We start from the raw sequence: 25,595 nt of genomic DNA on the forward strand, positions 1-25,595 counted from the left end.
ACTTAAAGATCGACCGATAGCACAGGCACTATCAGACGTATCGAAGATAAAGGTAGGATGATGAATTACCATAAAGATATTCATGAAGACAAGGTTTTACTCATCAATAATAACCAAAAACAGCGTGCATCAAAAAACGCACTGCCACTTGACAGTCATGCACGTAAGGCATTCAAAAACAACGTCATCGAACAGTTACAAGATGGCATAATCACTCAAGGCGAAGCATTAAAGATATTGCGTGTACAAGTATTAAACGTACGCCAAGAGCAGTTTGCAACGCTTGTAAAAGTATCGCGTAAGACGATATCAGATATAGAAAATGATAATGGCAACTATAGTGTAGATCTGCTTAATCAAGTATTTCGCCCATTTGGCTTGCAGGTAGGCTTAGTACCAATGAAAAATAGATAATATATAACTTTAAAATAGGGTAGCGACTATGTTTGGCATTATAAAAGACTGGCGTGAGCAGCGTATATTAGACAATAGTGAATTCACTCATGCTGATTGGGTGCAGGCTGCCAAACGTATCGTTATCTTAGATCGGTTAAATGCTGATGAGAGGTCACATTTATTTGATTTAGCGACTTTATTCTTAGCTGACAAATCAATCACTGGTGCCCATGACTTTGAGATTACCGATGCTGTTAGACAGTCCATTGCACTACAAGCGTGTCTGCCGATCTTAAACCTAAGTCTTGAATGGTATGCTGGTTGGTCATCTATTATCATTTATCCTGGCTCATACAAGAGTAGCAGTAGCACAGTAGATGAGTTCGGTATTGTCCACGAAGGTACTCAGCACCGTAGTGGAGAAGCATGGCTGCGCGGGCCTGTCATTCTCTCGTGGAAGGATGCCAAGCATTCGGGTGAACGTGACGGGCACAACGTAGTTATTCATGAGTTTGTCCATAAGCTCGATATGATGAATGGCCGCGCCAATGGCTTTCCACCAATGCAACCCGATATGGATCCTGCGCGATGGACAAAGATTATGAGCCGTGATTTTGAGGATTTTCAAACACATCGCAAGTCAGGTTTAGATCGCTATGGAGCGACCAATCCCGCGGAGTTTTTTGCGGTGCTTAGTGAGGTGTTTTTTGAAACCCCGCAAAAGCTGTTAGATGCTTATCCCGATATTTATGAGATTATGGTGAAGTTTTTTCGTCAAGAGCCTCTCGAGTCAAAACAATAAAAAATTCTTTTAAATGAATATATATTATTAAAAATCAGAAAAGGGTAGTACGCTACGATAATTCTTCCTTAATTTTAGTATCCATCTTTGAAGTCTTTAAGTCGTCCATTGATCGTTAATAACCGCAATGAGATAACGTTTGCCTTGATATTCATCAAATACCAAGCGTAGTACGCGCCAGTCCATACCGGCATACGCTTCAGTACCATTATTATAAAACTCTACAACCTCAGCTTGTGGGTATATCTCTTTTAAATTATTGATTGAATTACCATTGTTAGTTGATTCGTTAATCCTAATGGCTACGTTATCGAACGTTTCACCATTCACCCATGTATCCAAATATGTAGGTAGTGTCGTGATGAGTAAATCGCCAGTGCCGTCTTTTTTGCCCCAAGTAAAGCGAATATTGGACTGACTCAAATATTGCTTATATTGCATGCGACTAAAGACTTTATCAGATTCAGGACGTACATAAGCATACATGGAAAAACGAACGCCGCGTGTGGGATGAATGTCATTAGTAATCCTAGAAAAGTCCTTATTTGCCAGTGCGTGTTGTATACGTAATGCTTGCTGTCTAAGGGTTTGTTGACTTATATCAGTACTGATAACTGTTGATGGACTACTCATAATCTGAGAGTTGGTAGTTTCGACGGGCTCAGCGGCAGACTGGCAACCAGTCGCAGTCAAAGTAGCTAATAAGAAGCTACTACAGGCCAATGTTACAGGTTTTTTCTTATAAGAAGTGGTCAATATAGCCATAGAAACGGTCCTTGGCAATGAATGAATTAGTCCCGTAAATCATCGTAGAAACCGATAAAGGGAACAATATAAAAGCACTATGTAATCAAGATCTTGGTAAGTAAACCTGAATGATACGATATTACATCATAGTCCTAATATGGCTATGATGTAATAGACCGTAACACTTATAGGATAAAGCTTGTAGAGACTGACATGTCAACGTATAGAACGCTAACATTGCTATCAATCATAGGACTGACAACCGTCGGTAGTGCTATAGCAGATGTAACACAAATAGATGACACAAAAGCCGCTATGAAAATCGCTGCCATCACCAAGATGTATAAACAAGACATCGATGACGAAGGTTTGAGTAATCCTACCGTGTTACGGCAGTATGCTGATGATGATCTGCAAGCAGCCATACAGCTCGAACAGGATTATTTTGACAAGCACCAAATGTCATGCAATGTAGATTACGATGTGCTGTGGAACTCTCAAGATCCTGACTATACGCAGGATAAAAAGTTTTCAGTAACTGATAAAGGATTGGTTCACGTCAGCTTAGCGCAAGGTAGCGATATTTATTATGAGTTATCATGTGATGATAAGAGTGCTAATTGCCAAGTTGCAGACGTGATTTTAAACAAAGATGGCGATACTTTGCGTAATCATTTGCTTGAAACTTGCCGCTAACAACGGCCAAACTAATATTGAAAATACTGAGCCAAGATAAAACACACGGCAAAGAATATAAATTATATTATGACTAACTGCTATTCAGTCATTTACTAAAACCGTTGGTTTGTTTTCGTATAATGTATATTATGTTAAATAAGGTCTATAAAAGATTGTGTTCATAGATTATGTTCATAGTTCCTTGTACATTAAGTACATGAAAACCAGAATAAGTTAAAACTATTCTATTATTTGAGTTGTCGCAAAATTTGCGACAACTGCTTTCTAAGTATTTAATAAATTATCGCTATTATTACTATGAGCTACCGAATCATCCTCGGTAATCTCAATTTCGCAAATGACATTTTGCGGAATGATTCAGATCTGGATTAGTACTATTGTCTGCAACCCAACCTTTATTTCAAACTATTTATTATTCTCAATTGAGCGCTAGCCTAGCGCTTAAACCCAACCTTCTTCTAACAGGTGCTCAGTATTGCTAACTTTGAACTCATTGCATAAGTCATAAAACGCCATTGGATCTTCAACATTACCGAGCAGCTCACGTTTATTTAGTGCCACAAACAGAGCCAGTGCGTAGGCTGCATTATGAATAGATTTTGCAGGATTAAAAGTAATATCAGTAAAGGCTTGATATTGCATTACCTCTTCATGCAAATGAGGATTTTGCTTGAGCGCATTCACATATAGCCAATCATAAAACGTCGTCAATGGCTCTACGCCCCATTCCATACCGAAGTAGTCGTAAACAGTGAGCTCTCCTGATGTCATCAATCGCTCATCTTTTCTGGCTTGTCTGGGTGCTACAGTCAACAAGTCTTCATAAGGACCACCATCTTCAAACACCATACTGGCTTGAAAGGCATTTTCGACACTATACTGCTTGCCATCATACTCATTAGTGATTTGTAGGCTAAATGGACTCAGCGGAAAACTCAGTTTATTGCCCGATTTACTGGACAGCTCCAGCACTTGTTTAAACCCATACTTTTTACGAATGACTTGATGCAAGTCATTGATCGTTTTTTTCTTTTGTCTACTCGCAAATCCCACATGCCGCTCAACTCTTACCATATCTGTTTTTACCAGATTATCACTGTTGACTTTGGGCATGAATACAGGTTTATGTTCTATAGCGTTTTGTGTTGGTTCCATAGTAATTCACCTTAATATCAATAATCTTTTATAAGCGCTCTTTTATGCTCGACCTACTATACTCCTAACTGATTACTCTATTCTCTTGCTCAGCGTTATCCGTTTTGGCTAATAACTCTTGGCAATCTAATACCACTGCTTAGTCTGAAATAAAATATATCAAGTCAACGCTTGCGATGGCAGTTTATCTTATTCTTTGTCATTTATCCTACCCTATTTAAATATTATTGATATCTTCTATAGATTCGGCGTAAGTAATCCATAAAACACTCACTGCTATTTTTAGATCTCTACGATCAATCATCTGTTACTTTTAGAACATATTTATTTTTAGGATAAAAGATACAAATATAGACCTCAAAATACGCTCTCCTACTTGCATAGAACCGTACTACCACCCTGTTTATTATATTCTATGCAAGTATAAGGCTACTGATTTAGTAAATAATCGTCTGTAGCGCTTACCAAATAAAGTGTTTGGCTTATTTTTTTATAAATTTATGTCTTTAAATAGTGGTTAAAAATGCTCTATAACTCAATTTTTACGTAGTCTACTGGATATATAGGTAAATATGGTACAATTATCCCCAAGTGAACCTTGGGGATAATTAAACGTTTCAGACCTTGTAAAATAAGATATTTTTTATTTTTAGAACAAATACCAGTGTCCATATTGGTGTCCAATGACTATTTGTACGTTTTTGAAGAATACTCTTCTTTGGTTATTAACCTTATGCAACTGCCCAATCAAATTTACGGATATACCTTATGGCTGTCGATCACATAAACGATATCAATAAGCTTGAATACCGAGACAAGGACTATTCAGTTAGTGTCTCAGGTGTGGCAGGCTTGAGCATTCGTGTCTACCCAAACGGCAAAAAAGAATACTACCTGCGTTACTCTCATCCGCATATCGAGGGCAAGCGCCCCAGAATGATGCTCGGTAAAGTTGAAGATATTGATTTATATGAGGTGAAGTACAAAGCCGAGACTATCCTCAACATGGTCGCCAAAGGCTCTGACCCTAAAGCTATTCAGCAAAAAGAACAAGTCAACAGATACACACACCTCAAAAATGCAACGTTTTCTGAGATTGCACAAGCATGGCGCGATCACAAGACAGCAGGTCGCCACCAAAATAAGTCTAAAAGATTCGCATTTAGTGACTCTACCCTCAAATTTTGGGATTTATGTTTGGGGTATATGTGTAGCGAGATTGGTGATTTGAGAATGAACGACATCACCAGCGAGATGATACTTAGTGTGTGTGAGTCAATTCAAAATAATGACAATCAAGCGACTTTCGTTGGTGCGAGCACTCGTTTGTATACGGAAAAAGTGTTTTCATTTGCTGTTGCCCGAGGATTATGCGATAGAAATGTGGCGATTGATACCCGTGGTGAGCTAGCACCTGCCAATTCAGGCAATCACTTGCCAGCCATTACTAAGCCTGACCAATTTGCGACGCTTCTAAAAGATATGTCTGAATTTAGAGGTGCAAGTAAAGTCACATTAGAGGCTATAAATCTACTACCTTATGTATTCGTACGTAGTATCGATCTGCGATCGATGCGCTGGGATGACATCGATTGGGATAATAATACATGGGCATTCTCCCCTACCAAAGGCGAAGGACGCGACGACATGGTCTCGCACTTAGTTATTCCCTTAGCCACGCAAGTAATTGTGCGATTACGAAACATTCAGTCAATTACTGGGCATAAGGAATATGTATTCGCGTCGATGCGCGGTTCAAGTAATGCGTATATCAGCAAAGCGACGTTGGTACAGGTTTTTCATCGGCTCGGATATAAAGACGTGCAATGTGCACATGGATTTCGAGCATCGGCTAAAACCTTGCTCATGGAACAGCCTGAGCTACGCTATTCAGATATCGTCACAGAGTTACAGCTGGGTCACAGGATAAAAGACACACATGGCGGGGCCTACAACAGACTCGATGAAATCGATACTAGGGTGCAGATGATGCAGGATTGGGCCGATTATATAGATGAGCTGCGAGGTAAATAAATTGTAAGACAATCATAGAACGTAATTAGGACAAACTTGTACTAAAACCAGTTAGATATATGAAGAAAGTTAGAAACAAACCAAGCCAAACATAAGCAATAGTATGATGAGGGTCAACAAAACAAACAATTGACCATTAACATTAAGCAGGTATCACCTATTTATGTTAAATTGCAAAAAACCATAAGGATATTGCGCATAAGATAACCATAGTATTATATCCATTCATTTGAGAAGGAGTTTGAAGATGACACTAGATAACAACGTACTACGTAAACGCACCAGCCTGTTGGGTTCATTATTAGGTGATGCTATTTCTCGCCAATCTGGTGAGCAGACGCTAGATACGATTGAGACGCTGCGTAAAGGCTTTATTCAACAGCGTCGTGAGCCGAATGAGGCACATAAACAGCAGCTTATCGATTTTATTGCTTCTTTGGATAATCAAACCTTAAAAAACGTCATACGCGGCTTTTCTATCTATTTTTTCCTAGCCAATCTAAGCGAAGAGAATTACTTACGTGAGCAGCGTCATGCGCAGCGTATGCAGTCTGAGCAAAGTTGGGAAGGATCATTTCGTCGTACCTTACTTGAGTGTCGTGAACGCAATATCGAGCCTGTTCAAATGCAAGAGCTGATTGATCAGCTAAAGTTTACACCTGTATTTACGGCGCATCCTACCGAAGCGCGTCGCCGTACTACGATGAATATCTTACAAAGTCTATTCACACATAGTGATGCTTTAAACAACGTGACCGAAAACAGCTTCGCCTACGAGCAAGCAAAAGAACAAACGGCGCAAACGATTGATCTATTATGGTCGTCTGATGAAGTACGTACCCGTAAGCCGTTGGTATATGATGAGATTAACAATGGCCTGCATTACTTTAATGCCAGTTTGTTCAACGCCATTCCTAAAGTGTATCGTAATATCAAAAAAGCCATTGTCGATATCTATCCAGAGCTCACAGACTATCCGCTACCTGCGTTTATGAGCTTTGGTTCATGGATTGGTGGTGATAGAGATGGCAATCCTTTTGTGACTTTTGAGACCACAGAACTTGCTGTATTGATGCATGCTGATACCGTGCTGCGTCACTATCAAGTACTACTCAAAAAACTGCGCCGCCAGCTGATTCATAGTGACACCATTGTCACCGTCTCACCTGACGTATATGCCAAAATCAAAAGTTATGATGAGCTCGATCAGCGTGTGTTTGACTATAACCTAGATGACTATGGCAATGAGCCATATCGTCGCCTGCTCTCTATCATTCTGACTAAAGTCAAAGCCACCAATCGCCGTATCCAAAGCAAAGGTACGGATATCGAGGCCGAAAAAGATGCCTATGCCAATCCAGAAGAATTACTAGAAGATCTGCGCATTATCCGTCGAAGTGTCAATACACACGATACGGCACACGCAGAAGGATTACTTCTAGATGTGATTCGTTTGGTCAAAACTTGCGGCTTTCATTTGGCAGCGCTGGATATCCGTCAAGAGTCGTCATACCATGGCGAAGTGATTGCAGATATCTTTGCCAGTGCTTCTAACCTGCCTGATTATCAAACGCTAAGCGAAACCGAACGTCAAGAGTGGTTGACGCGCTTGCTAGAAAAACCAGGCACGCCGCTTATCTATACTGACAACCTGACAGACAAAACTCGTGAACAATTGTCACTGATAAATTCGGTCGCTACTCTACGCAAACTGGTGGGACAGGCTACTTTTGGTAGCTATGTGATCTCGATGACCAACAATGCTAGCCAGCTACTAGAAGTGTTGCTATTGATGCGGTTTGCAGGCTTATGCAGAATTGATGACGAAGGCCAGTTGTCTGCTGATTTGCCAGTTGCACCATTGTTCGAAACCATTGAAGATCTAAAAAATATCGATAAAATATTGCCTGCCGTGTTAGATAATCCACTGTATCGTGGCCTGCTACAGAATACGGATAATACACAAGAGATCATGCTGGGTTATTCAGACTCATCAAAAGATGGCGGAATCATTACCTCAGCATGGCGACTTTATAGTGCCCAGCAGACTATCAATAGTATTGCTGAAAAATACGACATCAAAACGCGGTTGTTCCATGGTCGTGGTGGTTCAGTCAGCCGTGGTGGTGGATCAACGCACAAAGCCATTGCCGCACAGCCAGCCGGCACGCTACATGGGCAGATTAAAGTAACTGAGCAAGGCGAAGTGCTCTATGCTAAGTATGCCAATACAGATACTGCTGTATTTGAGCTGACCATGGCCATCACGGGTACACTCAAAGCCTGCTCAACAAGGTTTGTGGTACAACCGACCGAGCTGCCAGAGTATGAAGCGCTGTTTACACGCTTAGCGGACGCGGGCGAGCAACGTTATCGCGAGCTGACGGATCACACCGAAGGGTTTTATCAGTTTTATTCAGAGGTGACGCCTGTACAAGAGATATCTCTATTAAATATTGGCTCACGTCCTGCCCACCGCAAAAAAGGCCTCCCAAGTAAAACTACCTTAAGAGCCATCCCTTGGGTATTTGGCTGGTCATTGGCACGCTTTACCCTACCTGCTTGGTACGGCGTCGGCAGTGCCCTAGATAGCGTTAGGGCTGACGAAGCATTGATGAAAGAGATGAACGCTAAATGGCCGTTCTTTAGTGTGTTTATGAGCAATATTGAGATGGCCTTTACCAAAGCCAATATGAATATTGCCGAGGCCTATAGCCAACTGTGTGACGATGAGCCGTTACGTGAGAAAATTATGAGCGAAGTCCTCGATGAACATAAACTAACCTATTCAGGATTGAACTCCTTGCTTGAACAAGGTTCTTTATTGTCTAGCCAGCAGAATCTTGCTTCATCTCTGCAGTGGCGAGACGCTTATCTAGACCCCATCAACTATATACAGATTGAGCTATTAAAGCGTGCCAGACAGCAAGATACTGTGAGCAGTGACGATTCTGATGACATTAACGTAGAGGATCCATTAATCCGTAGTATCAATGCACTGGCAGCGGGTTTACGCAATACCGGTTAGAGCCGTTTTGGGACAAACAAAACACTTATATCAATTGAGGCTTCGTTCGCGAAGCCTCAATTTTTTTTAAAACCCTTCAAAAAATAGCTCACCAAATATTAATCGCAGTTTAGTACTGCGTTGATTGATATTGCCCATTAGGTGATTCGTAATTCAGTGTTTGAATAACCGATCTCAGCAATATACCGTAAAATATATTTTTACTTCATGTATATGTAGGGTCTGCTCCAATGGAAATGCCTCAAGCAACACCATCTCTAGACATCGCCGTAGCAAATGACTTTCAAATAGAATCCGTTGCACTCATTGACCGTGCTATTCAAATACGCTGGAGTGATGGTATTAATAGTACGTATCACTATATTTGGCTACGTGATAACTGCCCATCGGCTTTTCATCCGCAAACTGGCGAGCGTAGCTTTGATTTACTGAGTATCTCAAAAGATATCCATCCGCTATCCGTCTCTTTTGATGAGACAACACTGACGATTGAATGGTCAGAACAAAAACATGTCAGCCACTTTGAACAAAGCTGGTTACGTGAGTTTGGTTATTCTAGTGCATTGGCCAAGGACCATAGCAGTCCTTATGAAAGCTGGGATGGCACGTTTATTGACCACATTCCTATGTATGACCAACAGAACATCATGACCAGTGACAGTGCTTTATATGAGTGGATGAGTGCGCTGGATAAATATGGGCTTACTATCATTGATAATATGCCAGATGACTCTGATGCTGGTGTACAGACCGCCATGCGAGTTGATTACCTGCGTCAGACTAACTTCGGTATGACATTCGATGTGATATCAGAAAAGTCACCGATTAATTTGGCTTATACCTCGCTCTCATTACCTTTGCATACCGACTTACCAAATCAGGAGTTACCTCCAGGCTATCAATTTTTGCATTTTTTGAGTAATGAAAGTATAGGTGGCGAATCTACTTTTGTAGATGGGTTAAAGGTGTTAGAAGGGTTACGAGAAGAGCAGCCTGAATATTTTTGCTTGCTTGCAGAATATGCCATCCCCTTTCGTTTTCATGACACTGCTCATGATATCTGTGAGCACCACCCCGTCATCAATCTAGACAACTTTGGTAATATTGTCGAAATCAAATACAACGCCCATCTTGCAGATGTTTTTGATTTACCAAGTGATGTTATGTACGACTACTATCTTGCTTATCGAGAGCTGATGGCTCGATTAAAAGACAGTCGCTATAAGATTGAGTTGAAATTAGCAGCGGGTCAAATGGTGGTTTTTGATAATCGCCGCGTCCTGCACGGACGTAATGCATTTGATGAAAATATGGGCGAGCGTCGTCTCAAAGGCTGTTATGTTGACCGCTCAGAATTTAAAAGTCGTTTACGAACGCTTAAAAAGCAACTGGCTTAATTAAAACGAAAACCGTCTGATGCTGTTGGCAATACAGCATCAGATGGTTTGACGAGGGTTGGCCAAGGATTATTAGCCCTTCCCTTTTTCTACTTTATCTCTATCGCACTATAGCAATCTATCAAGCAGCTTTACGAGCTTTCACAAATAAAACCATGCTAATGATGACACTGAACACGCTGCACATAATAAACACGTTGTGCGCGCCGCCCGGCATGTACTCCATAAATGACGTAAAAAACTGACCCGAAAACACCGCCATCGTAAAGTAAGATAGGTTGCGGCCACGTACGTTAGCAGCACTTAGCTCGATGGTCATGTGGTTCAACAACGGAATACTGAAACCAAAGCCAATACCGATCAATAGCGCGCCTAATGTTAGTAGCAAGGTACTGGCTTGCGTAAAGCAGATGTATGACAATGCAAATGCTAAAAACGCCAATGCCAATACTTTAGGTTCATTTAACCGCTTGATTATTTTAGGCATAAAGCCTGCGGTAACGACCGCTACCAAAGAAATAAAGGCCAGAAGTTGACCAATTTGTGATTCGTTATAGCTCAACTCATTCATGGTGATGGGCAGTAACACGGTCGATGTGAAAAAGATGGTCATCGCTAAGGTTGAGATAAAATACACATTTTTTAGAGATAAGCCACTAATGATGGTTTTGCTATCGTCCTCATTAATCTGCTCATGGTTTACAGCAGTTGCATGATGCCGTGGTACAAACAGTAGTAGCATGGCTAAGAACACCCACGCAATCAAATAAATCGATAGCGGTAATGCCCAAAACTGTGAAGCCAGCAAGCCACCTAAAAACAAGAAGATGACCCCGCCCAGCTCAATGGACATCCCTTGCTTGGCAATCATTTTTAGGCGCGCCTCTCCCTGATACCATGTAGAAATTAGTACTGTACAGCTCGCCATGACGACTGACGTTATACCGCCCAATAGAAACCGATTACTAAACACCTGTGCTGGTCCATGTAAAAGATAAGCACTGGCGCCCGCAAGTCCATATAAAAACAAACCGATTATCAATAGTTTATACGCGCCATATTTATCGATTAACTTGCCAGCCAGTGGCGCAAATACCACCGCACCCAATGACGGCAAGGTAATTAACAGCACGCTGTTGTCGGTAATACCCAAGCCTGTCGAAATGCTAACTAAGCCGGGTGCCAGTAACGTACCGACCATAATGGTCAAACTGGCAATACACAGTAAGGTTAAACTACCTGCGGTTTTTAATTGGTTCATATGTGTCCTTAGTCGTTTCGATATCTATTACTGGTATAACTGTTCGGCTTAATAAATCATGCCGCAAGTATAGAATCTATCAAGCCATAACAAAAATGATAGTATGTGATTGAATCCATACAACTAACGTATGAATATATAAAATAGGCGTGGTGAGATGGTAGTGCTATGAATATAAAAACACTCAAAAGCTTTATGGCGGTGGCCAAATACCAGAGCTTTTCGGAAGCGGCGCGTGAGCTGTATACCGTACAACCTGCTATCAGTCGTCATATTTCATCATTAGAGACAGAATTGGGTGTTGTTCTGTTTAATCGCACTTCTCGTAAGGTAACTATCACGCCCGCTGGCGAGCAACTGCTAAAAGACGCTGCCACTATTTTGAGCTTAGCAGAGCAAGCGAAGACACAAGTCAAACGAGCCCATGATGGACAAGTCGGCACACTCAATATTGCGCATCTAAGCTCGGCCTGCCTAACCTTTATGGCTAAACTGGTACGCAGTTATAAAGAAAAATTTCCGCATGTGCATGTGTCACTGTTTGAGATGACGGTGACCGAACAAATAGAAGCATTCAACAATGACCGCATCGATATTTCTTTTTCAAGACCATTGCCAAGCGCCATTGCCAATGACTTTATCAGCCACAGTATTTATGTCGACAGGTTGGTAGCAATTGTGAACCAAAGCTATGCGTTAGCCGATCAGACAACCATTGATTTAGCGCAACTAAAAAACGATAAATTTATTATTTTTAATCGTGATGAAGCGGTTGGTCTCTTTGATGAGATCATCACACTGTGTAAGCAGGCTGGATTTTCACCCAATATCATTAGCCAACCAAAACACATGCAAACTTTGGTGACTGAAGTGGCTGCAAGCTTAGGGGTGGCGATTGCGCCCTATTGTGTACGCAAGCTTTATAGTGAAGGGTGTCACTTTATGACACTAAACAATGTCAGCACACACATACCCGTGCATATCCAATACAAGCAGTCTAATAACAGTGCGACAGTTGCCGCTTTCGTCGCGGTAACGTTGAGCGCAACAGATGACATACAAAAGAGCATGATGTATTAAACCAAAAAAATCCTCATCTCTGTGTACAGCAGATAAATGAGACGTGATATCAAGCGTATACCAAATCGTAATGATCATTAGCCAATAGCTTAGTGATAACTGGCAATGATCAAAGCACTATATATTTGCCGTGCAATCAAACAAAAGTTGTGCAATAATAAATTAGATATATTTGTTTTATGGTTTCTGTAGGCATCCTTAATAATTATTCTACTCACTAAACTGGTCACTGAAGGTGCTGAGCAGGTACATATAAAAACGCTACGTTGTATTGATAAACGCTCGAAATAATAATTTTGGAGAATAATCATGTCATCGAAAAAACACCTAATTACTACCGCTTTTCTTGCTATTAGTAGCTTAGTAGCCGTTTCTACTGCTCAGGCCGCGACTGCAACAGGCACCTTTGATGTTAAGCTAACAATCACTTCTTTTTGTTCTGTCGCCTCCACAACAGGCAATCAAGATATTAATTTTGGTGCTTATGTGGCCAATACAGCGATAGTAGATATTGCTGAACAATCATCTGCCAATGACATCTCCGTAACCTGCTCTAAGAACACGCCTTATATCGTGAACTTAACACCATCCAATAACGATACATCAGGCGCTGGTGTTATGACAGGACCTGATAGCGCCACGATTGGTTATCAGTTGACGCAGACAGCAGGTGGTTCTGCTTGGGGCAATACTGGAAACCTAACTGACGATGGCAATGGCGTCTCTGGTATCGGTAATGGATTGGCGATTGCGGCCGACAGCTATAAGGTCTATGCCAAAGTGACTTCTACAACAGACGTTGAGCCTGGTGTTTACTCTGACACTGTCGCTGTCAATGTGACCTACTGATAACCATGTTAGGTCACAGGTTACGACACATTGCGACATGCGGATTCTTTGGAATACTGATGTATGGCAGTGGCGCGGGCGCAAGTGGGCTACAGGTATCCCCTATCTCTCTTACACTACAGAGCCACCAAAATGCTGACGGTTTGACATTGATGAATACAGGCAATGATAGGATCAGTGCACAAATACGTGTGTATCACTGGACACAAGATAGTACGGGTGATCAATTACAGCTATCACGTGGGCTACTTGCCAGTCCGCCGATGCTATCGCTTAACCCTAGTGAACAGCAGCTTGTTCGTATAATCAAAACCAATACGCAAATAAAAAAGGGCGCAGGCGTAGAAGATGCCTATCGTTTATTGATCAATGAGTTGCCTGTTGACACGACCAATGAAAAACCTGGGATACAGTTTGTTTTAAGTTACTCTGTGCCAGTGTTTATTCAGCCCAAATTTGTAGAGAAACCTCAGCCGATATTACAGTGGCAGATGCAGACACAGCCTAGTACCAAGCAGATAACCTTGCAGGTGAGCAACAGTGGCAATGCTCATGCCCAGCTCGCCGCACTAGGCTTTGTAGACAAGCATAACAACCGTACTGTTCTTACCAGAGGTTTATTAGGTTACGTATTACCAGGTGCTACCATGACATGGGTGTTCGAGCTGCCACCCACCGTACTTACCACAGGTGGTCAATTTGAGGTGCTTATGAATGGAGATAAAATCATACCCGACATCACGCTATCAGGTATTGCTAACTAACCTGGTGCTAGGCATTACTATCACATCTAGTGGCCATGCTACCAACTCGCTAGTAGATCAAGCTGATCAGCAAAGACTGGCAAAACTTGGTCTAAGTGATCATAGCGATTCATATATAAAGGACGTACGTGCAGAGTTAGATGCAAACGACCCGGATGATGGTCTTGATTTATATCTAGAAGTGACGTTGAATGGATCGAATGTCGGCTTGGTTCATTTCATTCATCATGATGATCAGCTATGGGCAAGCGCCAATGTATTACGGCACATTGGTTTTTTGCTGCCCCCTAGCACAGTGACACCGCTCTCACTAAGTGATATCCCTGGACTGAGTATCGATTATAATGCTCGCTTGCAAACCCTAACCCTTATAGCGCCCATCGATGCTCTGGACATAGAACCAGCGGTATATCGCACTTATCGCCCTAAACATTCAACGGCTCATACATCGCCTGGCGTCTTGTTAAACTATTCGCTATATGGCACATACGGTGATGATAGTACCCATAGCCTCAATGCTTATACAGAGATGCGAGCATTCAATCAACTTGGGGTGCTAAAAAACACAGCAATCACGGCAGCACAAAGTCATGCTCAAGATGGTTGGGACCATCGTACGGTACGCTTAGATACCAGCTGGCGTCAGTCATTTCCTGATAGCCTGCTGAGTATTCAAGCAGGTGATATGCTGACCAGTGCATTGTCATGGACGCGCCCCACACGTCTAGGTGGCCTACAGATCGGTAGCAATTTTGCGCTGCAACCTTATAAGACAACCACACCGCTACCGTCATTTTTTGGTAAAGCGACGCTGCCGTCGGCAGTGGAACTCTATGTCAATGGACTTAAGCAGTTTGATACCAACGTGCCTGCAGGTCCCTTTGAGCTTACCACCGTGCCAAGCTTTGAGGGTGCAGGTATGGCACAATTGGTTGTAACTGATGCCCTAGGTCAAAACCAAACGCTCGATTTTCCTTTGTATAACACACATCGATTATTGCAAGCAGGGTTATCAGACTGGTCATTTGAAGTAGGCGCTGTCCGTAAAGATTACGGTATTGAGTCCTTTCATTATGCTAAAGACATCGCAGCTAGTGGTACGTGGCGTTACGGTCTAAACAATAGATTCACTGCAGAAACTCACATAGAAGCAACCAAGAATCTCAAAAATGTGGGTGTGGGCGGCACATGGCTGTTAGGACGTACCGGTGGGGTTTTGTTTGCATCGCTAGCGGGTAGCCAAGATATAGACGCTGATGGTATGCAATATAGTGCAAACTATTCGTGGAGCAACCGTCGTTTCAATGTGGGGATTGGGGTTACTGGTACACAGGGTAACTATCGCGATATTGCTGCTAAATACGGATCCACCCCTATTCATAGAAGCGAGCAGATTTCAGCAGGTTATAATACACAATATTCAGGAAGCTTTGGTATTGGCTACAATAAAGTCACGTACGATCAGCAGGACTCAATAAAGCTTGCACGTGCCTACTGGAGCAAAAACATAGGTCAGCGTATACGGCTGATTGCCAACCTGAACCATGACTTTCACAATGCTGATAATAGCAGTGTGCTCATTGGTGCCTCTATATCACTGGGTCAACAGCGCGCAGCAAGTAGCAGTTTGCAACAGCAAGGGCAGCAATCTTTGTTGGTCGCTGATATGGTACAAGCGGCGCCTAATACTGGCGGTATGGGCTGGCGCGCACAATCCCGCTATAGTGCGGACCGTCACGACATACTAGCAGAACTGGACCATCTGGGAGGCTATGGGCGATTAAAAGCAGGTATAACCGTAAGTGAGGATCATCACTCTTTGTATGGCGGTGCGTCAGGTGCTCTGGTTATGATGGGCGGCGGGCTATTTGCATCAAAGAATATCAACAGTAGCTTTGCCGTTGTCTCCACAAGCGGTGTGGCCGATGTGCCAATTCTATTGCAGAACAGTCCAATTGGTAGAACCAATGACAAAGGGTTATTGCTACTATCCCCGCTCAATGCCTATCAGGATAACAAAATAAGCATCGATCCTATGGACTTGCCTGCCAACATGAGAATCGATCAAGTCAGTATGACAGCAACGCCAGCAGAACAAGTGGGCATGATGGTAAATATAGACATGACACCAGTGAATGCAGCATCTGTCATTCTACAAGACGGTACAGGTACCCACTTACCCTTAGGTAGTCAGGTAAAGGTAATATCGAACAAAACTGTAAATAATGTAGATACATTAGATGCTTTCGTGGGCTTTGATGGTGAGGTATATCTAGATATATTGGCTGAAAAAAACGTACTACACGTCACTACACCTGATGGCAATACTTGCCAAGTACGCTTTGATTATCAGAATCAGGACAATAACATTCCGCTTATTGGTCCGATCACTTGCGAAAAGGAACAGCCATGAAGTCGGTATCTCAATGGTGTTATTGGTTTGTATTACTGATTGGCTGCTGTCTACCTGCTCACCATGCCAATGCTATTTTGACAGCAGACTGTAACGCAAGTGTCAGCCCTAGCCTTATTACTGTAAGCACAGCGCTCACACCCAGCAACGCTGATGACGCCAGCATCAACGCAACGCTGAACTACACCTGTAAAAATACTGACCTGTTGCTTAGTATGAAGGTATCTGTTTGCCTATCAGCTGATGGTGGTGACAACAACCCAAGTGTGATATCGCCACGATTTTTGAAGAACACCATTAATAACTCTCGCCTAGCCTTTAATATGACGTTACCAGGAGAGCGAATATGGGGCAATACGCCTGGTTCAGTCTACAAATCGGTCGTACATACCATTGCCCCCAGAGGTAGTATCTCAGTCGATGTGCCAATCAAGCTGTCTTTATTACCAAGCTATAGTAATAACCTTGCCACACAAGGCACATATATCAATAATTTTAACACCAGTGGTACCGCTATTACTTATTCGGATACCTTAGCGCTATTATCTACCCCTAACTGTATTACCGACACTGGCAAGGAAACAAAACCCTTACTATTTAGCGCTCAGGCAACAGTAGTGCCTAGCTGCCTTATCAATGCAACCTCTGATATCAATTTGGGCAATCAAATGGCCAATCAGACCACTGTTGTCGGCAGTAACAATGATGCTATCGACATAACTTGTACAAATGCAGCGCCCTACTATATCGGGCTGGCACCATCAAACGATGATACAGCTGGCGCTGGTGTGATGAGTGGTACTGGTAGCAATACAGACAAGGTACCTTATCAGTTACGCCGTACTGCAGGTCCTAGTGGTGCCATATGGGGTAACGTAGCAAACGCGACTGGCAATGGCGTCACTGGTAGTGGGACCGGTACGAGCACTTCTCAGACAGTATACGTCACTGTCCCGAGTACGGATTTTATGCCCGATCAGTACACCGATACGGTAACCATTACCATCAACTATTGAGGCTCAATACTCACTATCACGGTATAAGGTTTTATCCGCTTCAGATCTAAAGCCTTCCGCGCTAATCGTAGGCGCGATACTATGTGGATTGGACTGCGCCTGTATGATTTCCTCTTCTTCACGGAACAGTATGTTTTGAGCTTCTTGTTTAAACTCATTATAGTTAATAATAGTGTCTGTTTCTCTAGCATCAGTTATGACATGGCTGGCTTGGATACCTAGGCTCTGGGTGTGTTCTGGGCTAGAAAACAAGGAGAGGTCATGGTAGAGGTCATGGTTTGTAGTCAAACCAGTCCCCGAGTTTGAGGTTTGAGAGAGGGTTGATGAGATGCGATAAGAGACAAATGCGGTCACGACTACAAAAATAAGAAAGACACTAGCTATGGTAAACACAGTGCTTCGTCGTTTACTGTTATTTGTAGGAGATAATGTGCTGGTAGGTCGATTTATACCTTTACTATCTGAATTTTTTAAGCTGTCCATAAGTAAGTACCAAATCAGTCCATATGATTGACGGTTTGCTAATCGCCTTATATGTATAATAATATGGTATTTTTGTTACATTGCAATGTCTTTTGGTACCAATGGGCAGGATCAGATGACCGATGGCACTAAAGTGTCAGTTTTTTACAGCGTTTTTAATAAATTTAGAAAATAGCGGTTAGATGGTGTCAGTTGCTAGATAGAATGTTACGGGATGATGATAGATGCCAACACGATACTACATACTGAATTAATCGTTGGTCTCGCGATATAGTGTGGTCTGTGACTCTTCCCTGAAATCCTCATAAGTGATGGCTGCCTCGGCCTCTGAGGTAGCAACATCGCTGGTAGGCTCTTCCTCTCCCTCATCGCTCACAGGTATGTTTTGTACATCCTCCTCTAGATTGCTTTGTTGTACAACTGGTACTAGCTCGTCGTCGTCAGAGCTGGGTTCTACAGTAGGTTGATTTTCAGCATTAGCAGTAGTTGAATCAGGGTCTACAGCTGGCGTATCGGTTGCAACTGTTGCTTCTGTGCTATTGTCGAGACTACGATCAGCATCAGATGTAGAGGTTGATAATACACCTGTGAATATGAGTGTGAGCACTATTATAGCGATCAGTAATGAACCAAAAATCATACCAATGATGATAGGTTTTTTATTACTGGTGGCAGTACTCTGTGAGGGTGCTGTCTCTGCGATATGTGGTTCTGATGATGACCCTTTAGTATCCGAATCCTCATCAGTAAAAGAAGTATCCGTCTCCTCATTATTGTCTACATACTGATCATCCAAGCTGGTATCGAGGCGCTGGGTTTGCGTATGATCGTTCTTGCTCAGAGCACTGTTAATAACAATATTGTTATTAACAATATTGTTATTAACAGCCTTGTTCCTAGGCGCATCTATACTCGGTCGACTGGTCTGCGACACTGCATTTTGATTCGAAAAATCAAAGGTAGCATTTGTTGTTTTGATATCTACTGGTTCTAAAACTCGCGCTTGATCGCTATTGTCTTCTTCAAAAAGTAGCAGCTCTGTTGCACTCAAAGGCTCAAAAGCAGGTAGCTTATCTGCTGTGTTCAGTGGTTTTGACTTATCCGTGTTACTTATGTTTTCATCATCTTCAGTGCTTTCAACACGGCTAATAAAACGCTCATAAATGTTGTTTTTGGTACGCTTACGCGACTTTTCTTGCACCAGTTTGGCCAACTCTTCATCAAAGTCAGTACCGATGTTCTTTTTGTCGTCGCTCATAGAATAACACCAAGCCAGTTCGTTCTACTGGCAGTAAATGACTGCTAAGATGAATGATAATTTTCTTGCTAAAATGTAACAGCACCATTAGTTCTCAATATAGTTGCTCACACTCCTATCTTCAAGCACAATTTGTTCGATATCACTAATATTTATGCGTATCATCTCAAATGATTGCGCACACATCTATTCAGACAACACCTAATGAAGACTATATATCATGATAGGCTCAATAATATGGATTTAAAACAGCTTAATGCCTTTATTGCGGTCGCAGATTTACGTAGCTTTAGTGCTGCTGCGACAAAAACAGGGCTGTCGCAGCCAAGTTTGAGCCGTCTACTTAAGCAGCTAGAAACCGATATCGGTGTGGTGCTGATTGATCGTTACCATAGACCTCTGCATCTGACTGAAGCGGGCAGTTTCTTTTACGATAAGATAAGCACCATACTGACAGAAATCGAGACCGTGACCAGTATGACCCAGCGCTTATCCGCGCCAAGTACTGCGCTCAACATTGGGTTTGTGCCCTCGGTGCTATATGGTCTACTACCCGAAATCATCGCCAAGCTAAAGCAATCTAACCCTGATATCGAGGTTAATCTAAAAGATATTAGCTCATATCAGCAAATGGAGGCGCTCAAGTCTGGTGATATTGACGTGGGTTTTGGGCGTTTTGCGCATCAAGACCCTTGGATTCAGCAAATACTACTGCGTCATGAGCGCTATGTGGTCGCACTACCCAAATCGCATCCTCTTGCCTATGTAGATGAGCAGCGGTTGATAGATCTGGCAAACAACCGCTTGATTTTATACCATCAAACGCACTTACCGATAGCAGCCACAGTAACGCCTTCGGCGCACGCTCGTAGTTATTCAGACAACACCCAATTAGATAAACCAATCAGAGCTGATGCCGGTGAGCAGCTTGCATCTAATAAACCGATCACTGAACCTTTACTACATTTATTTGCACAGTACGGCATATCTCCGTATATGACGACGACGGTAAGTGACTTGCAAGTAGCACTAGGTTTGGTCGCGGCTGGAGAAGGTATTACTTTGGTACCTGCCAGCCTAAAAACCGTACGTACCGAACAAATAAGCTATCAACGTTTGGTGCACGAAAATGTCACCTCCCCTATCTACTTACATACCCTCAAAGACTTTGTCCACCCAAGTATCTCTAATTTATTGAGCGCCATCTATCAAGTATACGAGCAGCGAGGTATTACGTACCGACCGCAAAAGTTTGTCTCTCAAGCTTAAATGAGCAGATATCGGATAGATATTGTGTTATAAAGAACCGCTAAAAAATAGTCACTCACTAATGCTTGATATTAGCGAGTGATTATGCTAACCAAAAAGAATGGCAATGCAAACAAATAGTAATAACTATCACTATTAATAAATAGAATAATCATTCTCCTGAAGCGTATTGGTGTGCTAAAGTCGATACAAGATTAATCGTTATAGAGAAAACAACTCATAAATCGATTGTCTACTGATCATTGGCAAGCTGACACAGGTAAGTGATAATTTGCCGTTTTAAACATTTAGAGGTATTCATGACCACACAACCACTCAATAACCCAAGTACCACTGACGATACGGTCACTGCACAGCAAGAAGGCTTTAGTTGGCGCATCTTTGGTCCAGGTATTTTAATGGCGACCGCTGCAATCGGTGGATCGCATCTGATTTCGTCAACACAGGCTGGTGCCATATATGGCTGGCAGCTTGCAATCATGATTGTTTTGGCCAATGTTTTTAAGTATCCGTTTTTTCGCTTTGCAACGGATTATGTCTACGATACTGGTGAGAGCTTGATTGCAGGCTACGCCAAACGCTCAAAGCTATATCTATGGGTGTATTTTATTCTCTCTATCCTATCAGCGGTCATTAGCACTGGTGCGGTCTCACTGATTGCGGCAGTAATTTTGGGCTTTATGCTACCCGCCTCCCTTGGACTATCGACGATGGCGTTGTCTCTCATCATCGTTGCGGTCTCTTGGTTCTTTTTGATAGCCGGTCACTATAAGCTACTCGATGGCGTCACCAAGTGGATTATGATTGCGCTTACGACAACGACCATCGCAGCGGTTATCATTGCTGCTGGCAAGCCCACCGTGATGGCAGTAGATTTTGTTGCCGCCTCTCCTTGGAATTTGGCGACATTAGGCTTTATTGTAGCGCTGATGGGCTGGATGCCAGCACCGCTTGAATTTGCAGCGATCACTTCTATGTGGACTTCTGCCAAGGTGAAAGCAGATCACACGACACACAGCCAAGGCTTGTTAGATTTTAATGTGGGTTATGCGGTTTCAGCGGTTTTGGCGTTGTTTTTCTTATCATTAGGTGTATTCGTCCAGTATGGCTCAGGGCAAGAGATTGAATTGGTTGGCGGCGCGTATATCAACCAGCTGATTAATATGTATACCGCAACTATTGGTGAATGGTCGAGACTACTGGTAGCCTTTGTCGCCTTTATGTGTATGTTCGGCACGACTATTACCTGTGCTGATGGTTATGGACGCGCCAACGCTGAGTGCTGGCGTTTGCTTAAAGGTGAGAGTGAAATCAACAAAAAGCAGATCGCTTTTTGGACGACTTATGCTATCGGTGGCGGGCTCGTGATTATTACCTTCTTCACAGGGCAATTAGGCGCCATGCTTAAGTTTGCCATGATATCGGCATTTGTCTCTGCGCCTATCTTTGGTTGGTTGAATTACTCACTGGTCAAAAAACATAAGAAACTATCAGCAGGTATGAATGCACTATCTATCGCAGGTTTGGTATTCTTAGCAGGTTTTGCATTGTTATTCTTAGCAAACCTAGCAGGTCTATTCTCTTAAACTAAGATTTATAGTCTGGCTCAAACAAAAGCCCTAATAGCTAAGCTATTAGGGCTTTTTTGATAGTTAACTCTCAAAAAAGGAGAAAATATAGGTCTAGTAATTGTAACTAAATGTAAAATATGCACTATTATTTAATACGGTTATTTGAGCAATATGAATACTTATTCTAGTGGAACATTAGCATACACATAATGCTATTCATATTATGAATAATGTTAAATATTTTAATATGCATTTTTAGTTTAGATAATTAATAATTCTATTAGCAAGCTTTTTAGAGGTCAATAATTGGGTATAATCAGTCACAACAACGATAATACTTTCTCTATCTGCAAGGATACTAGCATGACAACTTCTTCAGCAGGCGCGCGCTTTCGCAGTGCTCTCACTCAAAAAAATGACAATAATCAACCATTACAAATCGCAGGTGCTATCAACGCTTATACAGCGATGATGGCTACCCAAGTCGGTCATCAAGCGTTGTATCTCTCTGGTGCTGGCGTGGCCAATGCTTCATTTGGTCTACCTGATCTTGGTATGACCAGTCTCGATAATGTATTAGAAGATGCTCGCCGTATCACTGACGCAGTCGATACACCGCTGCTGGTAGATATCGATACAGGCTTTGGTGGCGCGTTTAACATCGCTCAAACCATTAGAAAAATGGAAAAAGCAGGCGTCGCTGCTGTACATATCGAAGACCAAGTCGCTCAAAAGCGCTGTGGCCATCGCCCTAACAAAGAAATCGTCAGCATCTCAGAGATGGTAGATCGTCTAAAAGCAGCATTAGACGCCAAAACTGACCCTGATTTTGTAGTGATGGCTCGTACTGACGCCTTATCGGTAGAAGGGTTGGATGCTGCGGTTGAACGTGCTGTTGCATTCCAAGAAGCGGGTGCAGATATGATTTTTGCAGAAGCGCTAACCGATATCGAGATGTATCATAAGTTTACTGATGTATTGGACATTCCTGTACTGGCCAACATGACAGAGTTTGGTCAGACAGATCTATACACCACTGACCAGTTGTATAGTGTGGGCGTCGAGATGGTGCTGTATCCGCTATCAGCCTTCCGCGCCATGAACAAAGCGGCACTGAACGTCTATCAGCATCTACTCAATGATGGCACACAAGACAAAGTCGTCGATACCATGCAGACTCGCATGGAGCTTTATGACTTCTTAAATTATCATGAGTTTGAGCAGACATTAGACAAGCTATTTGCTAGTAACAAGTAACTAGCGATTGGTTGTTATTAATGCTGCGAAGATAAACTACCTCTGGGTGTTTTATCTTCTTAAAATTCGTATTCATTTACCTTTAGGTTATTTATGTCATTGCTTACTTCTCATACTGCTTTTAGAGCGTCACTACTCAGTAGTACGCTGGCTGCACTACTACTCATAACTGGCTGTGATAACACGCCAGAAACCGTCGATAACGTTGACACGACTACCAGTGAAGCAACCGATACAGTTGCGACCCAAGCTGTGCCATCAGATGCTGTCTCTCAAGACGACTTGGTCATGACGACAATTACGTTAGATACCGTTAACAGTCTACTGTTTGCGCCAATTATCAATAGTGGTGCGCTCAGTGAAGAGCAAGTCAGCTGCCTTGAATCGCGTGATAAGGACTTGGGTAAAGCCGAAGTTGATAGCTTTTATAGAGGTCAATTCACCGATGCAGAGTTAAAAGAGCTAGATAGCTTTTATACGTCGGATGTAGGTAAAAAGCTGCTTGCTTTTGGCAATGAGCAATTGCGCGTCATGAATGGCGAAGAAGTCGCAACCCCAATGGCTGACCCCACCCCAGAAGAAATGACTGAAATCCAGACATTTATGGAGTCGCCACTGGGTGTCAAGTATATGGAAATCAATAATGCAGAAGGCGAAGGCAGCGCGATGGAGGTCTTGAACGGCCCTATTGAAGCTGAGTTTAAGCGTTGTAATGTCGACTTAGACGGTCCACAGCCTGAACAGCCTGCATAACGCTCAACTGGCGCTATAGTCAGTCATTAACCAATAAATTTCTCATCAGAAACATCGTTAGATATACTGTTTTCACCCAAAAAAGCTACCCACAAAAGGAATGTAAACATGGCAGCACAAAACCAATCAACCAAAGTATTGTCAGGCGCAGGTCTACGCGGACAAGTCGCTGGTAAAACCGCTCTATCTACCGTCGGTAAATCAGGCTCTGGTCTGACCTATCGCGGCTATGACGTATCAGAGCTAGCCGACAAGTGTATTTTTGAAGAAGTGGCGTACCTGCTGCTATACGGTAACTTGCCTACGCAAAGCGAGCTTGATGCCTATCAAGCCAAGCTAAAAAAACTACGCGGGCTACCACAAGCATTAAAAGATGTGCTTGAGCGCATTCCAAGCGACGCGCATCCAATGGATGTGCTACGTACTGGTTGCTCAATGCTCGGTAACCTTGAAACTGAGACTGACTTTGCTCAGCAAAATGATCAAACTGACCGTATGCTGGCAGCTTTCCCGTCGATCATCAACTATTGGTATCGTTTTAGCCATGATAATGTGCGTATCGAGACTGATACAGATGATGCCACTATTGGCGGTCATTTCTTGCATTTGCTCAAAGGCGAAAAGCCAAACGAGCTACACGAAAAAGTCATGAACGTCTCGCTTATCTTATATGCAGAGCATGAGTTCAATGCGTCGACTTTTACTGCTCGTGTCTGTGCATCTACTTTATCTGACATCCACTCTTGTATTACTGGTGCCATCGGCTCATTACGTGGTCCATTGCATGGCGGCGCAAATGAAGCAGCGATGGATATGATTGAAGGTTTTAGCTCACCTGATGAAGCTGAAGAAGAGATGATGGGTATGCTGGCTCGTAAAGACAAAATCATGGGCTTTGGTCATGCGATCTATAGCGAGTCAGATCCACGTAACGTGGTGATTAAAGGCTGGGCTGAGAAGCTAGCTGCTGACGTCAGTGATGAAGTGTTATACCCAGTATCAGTACGCTGTGAAGAAGTCATGTGGCGCGAGAAAAAACTGTTCTGTAATGCTGATTTTTTCCATGCATCTGCCTATCACTTTATGGGGATTCCAACCAAGCTATTCACACCTATCTTTGTCTGCTCACGCTTGACTGGTTGGGCTGCTCACGTGTTTGAGCAACGTGCTAACAACCGTATCATTCGCCCAAGTGCAGAATATACGGGTGAAGATCTGCGTCCAGTGCCAGATATGAGCGCGCGTTAAGACAGTTAGTGTTAAATGCTTATTATTAGGCAGCTTATTAAGTAACGTTATCAGCGAGCAATAGTGCTGGCTGATAACGATATGACGATTGAGTATTGTTATCTGATTAGACTCA

General features: G+C 42.7%; 21 protein-coding genes. 16 read left to right on the forward strand and 5 right to left on the reverse strand.

Annotated features, from left to right (window positions below):
- Window positions 1-60 precede the first annotated feature (60 nt).
- Together AC5JP1_RS03480 and AC5JP1_RS03485 are read left to right on the forward strand one after the other, a co-directional pair.
- Window positions 61-414: a helix-turn-helix transcriptional regulator gene (locus tag AC5JP1_RS03480; protein ID WP_493843133.1), complete on the forward strand. Its 354-nt coding sequence runs from the start codon at window positions 61-63 to the stop codon at window positions 412-414.
- Between the two features lie 28 nt (window positions 415-442).
- Window positions 443-1,198: a M90 family metallopeptidase gene (locus tag AC5JP1_RS03485; RefSeq protein ID WP_493843134.1), complete on the forward strand. Its 756-nt coding sequence runs from the start codon at window positions 443-445 to the stop codon at window positions 1,196-1,198.
- A 96-nt stretch (window positions 1,199-1,294) separates the two neighbouring features.
- Here the strand turns inward: AC5JP1_RS03485 and AC5JP1_RS03490 are convergent, their stop codons facing one another.
- The gene (locus AC5JP1_RS03490; protein WP_493843135.1) at window positions 1,295-1,963 is read right to left on the reverse strand and encodes a hypothetical protein; all 669 of its coding nucleotides are present in this window, start codon (window positions 1,961-1,963) and stop codon (window positions 1,295-1,297) included.
- A gap of 195 nt (window positions 1,964-2,158) precedes the next feature.
- Here AC5JP1_RS03490 and AC5JP1_RS03495 point away from each other — a divergent pair, with 195 nt between their 5' ends.
- Window positions 2,159-2,641, forward strand: coding sequence for a hypothetical protein (locus AC5JP1_RS03495; protein WP_493843136.1), 483 nt, complete (start codon window positions 2,159-2,161; stop codon window positions 2,639-2,641).
- Window positions 2,642-3,085: 444 nt separating this feature from the next.
- Here AC5JP1_RS03495 and AC5JP1_RS03500 read toward each other — a convergent pair whose 3' ends face one another.
- Window positions 3,086-3,799, reverse strand: coding sequence for a DarT1-associated NADAR antitoxin family protein (locus AC5JP1_RS03500; protein WP_493843137.1), 714 nt, complete (start codon window positions 3,797-3,799; stop codon window positions 3,086-3,088).
- A 768-nt stretch (window positions 3,800-4,567) separates the two neighbouring features.
- Between AC5JP1_RS03500 and AC5JP1_RS03505 the strand changes: the two genes are divergently transcribed.
- The 3 genes from AC5JP1_RS03505 (at window position 4,568) to AC5JP1_RS03515 (ending at window position 10,258) form a co-directional block, all read left to right on the forward strand.
- Window positions 4,568-5,833: a tyrosine-type recombinase/integrase gene (locus AC5JP1_RS03505; protein WP_493843138.1), complete on the forward strand. Its 1,266-nt coding sequence runs from the start codon at window positions 4,568-4,570 to the stop codon at window positions 5,831-5,833.
- 247 nt (window positions 5,834-6,080) lie between these two features.
- Window positions 6,081-8,861: a phosphoenolpyruvate carboxylase gene (gene ppc, locus AC5JP1_RS03510; RefSeq protein WP_493843139.1), complete on the forward strand. Its 2,781-nt coding sequence runs from the start codon at window positions 6,081-6,083 to the stop codon at window positions 8,859-8,861.
- Between the two features lie 230 nt (window positions 8,862-9,091).
- Window positions 9,092-10,258, forward strand: coding sequence for a TauD/TfdA family dioxygenase (locus AC5JP1_RS03515; RefSeq protein WP_493843140.1), 1,167 nt, complete (start codon window positions 9,092-9,094; stop codon window positions 10,256-10,258).
- Between the two features lie 121 nt (window positions 10,259-10,379).
- On the opposite strand, the gene AC5JP1_RS03520 is transcribed toward AC5JP1_RS03515, so the two are convergent.
- Window positions 10,380-11,519, reverse strand: a complete 1,140-nt coding sequence (locus AC5JP1_RS03520; protein ID WP_493843141.1) for an MFS transporter — start codon at window positions 11,517-11,519, stop codon at window positions 10,380-10,382.
- Window positions 11,520-11,687: 168 nt separating this feature from the next.
- On the opposite strand from AC5JP1_RS03520, the gene AC5JP1_RS03525 reads away from it, so the two are divergent.
- From AC5JP1_RS03525 to AC5JP1_RS03545, 5 genes are all read left to right on the forward strand, one after another.
- Window positions 11,688-12,599: a LysR family transcriptional regulator gene (locus tag AC5JP1_RS03525; RefSeq protein WP_493843142.1), complete on the forward strand. Its 912-nt coding sequence runs from the start codon at window positions 11,688-11,690 to the stop codon at window positions 12,597-12,599.
- 309 nt (window positions 12,600-12,908) lie between these two features.
- Entirely contained in the window at window positions 12,909-13,448 is a 540-nt protein-coding gene (locus tag AC5JP1_RS03530; protein WP_493843143.1) for a Csu type fimbrial protein, read from the forward strand.
- Window positions 13,449-13,453: 5 nt separating this feature from the next.
- Window positions 13,454-14,212, forward strand: a complete 759-nt coding sequence (locus tag AC5JP1_RS03535) for a fimbrial biogenesis chaperone (protein ID WP_493843144.1) — start codon at window positions 13,454-13,456, stop codon at window positions 14,210-14,212.
- Window positions 14,163-16,625: a fimbria/pilus outer membrane usher protein gene (locus AC5JP1_RS03540; protein ID WP_493843145.1), complete on the forward strand. Its 2,463-nt coding sequence runs from the start codon at window positions 14,163-14,165 to the stop codon at window positions 16,623-16,625. The genes AC5JP1_RS03535 and AC5JP1_RS03540 overlap by 50 nt, the downstream gene beginning before the upstream one ends.
- Complete coding sequence (locus AC5JP1_RS03545) at window positions 16,622-17,641, forward strand: Csu type fimbrial protein (RefSeq protein ID WP_493843146.1); 1,020 nt, start codon at window positions 16,622-16,624, stop codon at window positions 17,639-17,641. Before AC5JP1_RS03540 ends, AC5JP1_RS03545 begins: the two co-directional genes overlap by 4 nt.
- Before the next feature lie 3 nt (window positions 17,642-17,644).
- On the opposite strand, the gene AC5JP1_RS03550 is transcribed toward AC5JP1_RS03545, so the two are convergent.
- Both AC5JP1_RS03550 and AC5JP1_RS03555 read right to left on the reverse strand, forming a co-directional pair.
- Window positions 17,645-18,034 carry a hypothetical protein gene (locus AC5JP1_RS03550; RefSeq protein ID WP_493843147.1) on the reverse strand — a complete coding sequence of 130 codons (390 nt, stop codon included), beginning with the start codon at window positions 18,032-18,034 and terminating at the stop codon, window positions 17,645-17,647.
- Between the two features lie 340 nt (window positions 18,035-18,374).
- Window positions 18,375-19,382, reverse strand: coding sequence for a hypothetical protein (locus AC5JP1_RS03555; RefSeq protein WP_493843148.1), 1,008 nt, complete (start codon window positions 19,380-19,382; stop codon window positions 18,375-18,377).
- Window positions 19,383-19,619: 237 nt separating this feature from the next.
- On the opposite strand from AC5JP1_RS03555, the gene AC5JP1_RS03560 reads away from it, so the two are divergent.
- The 5 genes from AC5JP1_RS03560 to prpC all read left to right on the forward strand — a co-directional run bounded on the left by AC5JP1_RS03560 (window position 19,620) and on the right by prpC (window position 25,480).
- A complete protein-coding gene (locus AC5JP1_RS03560) occupies window positions 19,620-20,651 on the forward strand; it encodes a LysR family transcriptional regulator (protein ID WP_493843149.1) in 1,032 nt (343 codons plus the stop codon).
- Between the two features lie 299 nt (window positions 20,652-20,950).
- A complete protein-coding gene (locus AC5JP1_RS03565; RefSeq protein WP_493843150.1) occupies window positions 20,951-22,237 on the forward strand; it encodes an NRAMP family divalent metal transporter in 1,287 nt (428 codons plus the stop codon).
- Window positions 22,238-22,585: 348 nt separating this feature from the next.
- Window positions 22,586-23,479, forward strand: coding sequence for a methylisocitrate lyase (gene prpB, locus AC5JP1_RS03570; RefSeq protein WP_319051673.1), 894 nt, complete (start codon window positions 22,586-22,588; stop codon window positions 23,477-23,479).
- 93 nt (window positions 23,480-23,572) lie between these two features.
- Window positions 23,573-24,232, forward strand: coding sequence for a DUF2059 domain-containing protein (locus AC5JP1_RS03575; RefSeq protein ID WP_493843151.1), 660 nt, complete (start codon window positions 23,573-23,575; stop codon window positions 24,230-24,232).
- 108 nt (window positions 24,233-24,340) lie between these two features.
- The gene (gene prpC, locus AC5JP1_RS03580) at window positions 24,341-25,480 is read left to right on the forward strand and encodes a bifunctional 2-methylcitrate synthase/citrate synthase (RefSeq protein WP_493843152.1); all 1,140 of its coding nucleotides are present in this window, start codon (window positions 24,341-24,343) and stop codon (window positions 25,478-25,480) included.
- The last annotated feature ends 115 nt before the right edge of the window (window positions 25,481-25,595 follow it).

Source organism: Psychrobacter sp. H29 (assembly GCF_059073055.1).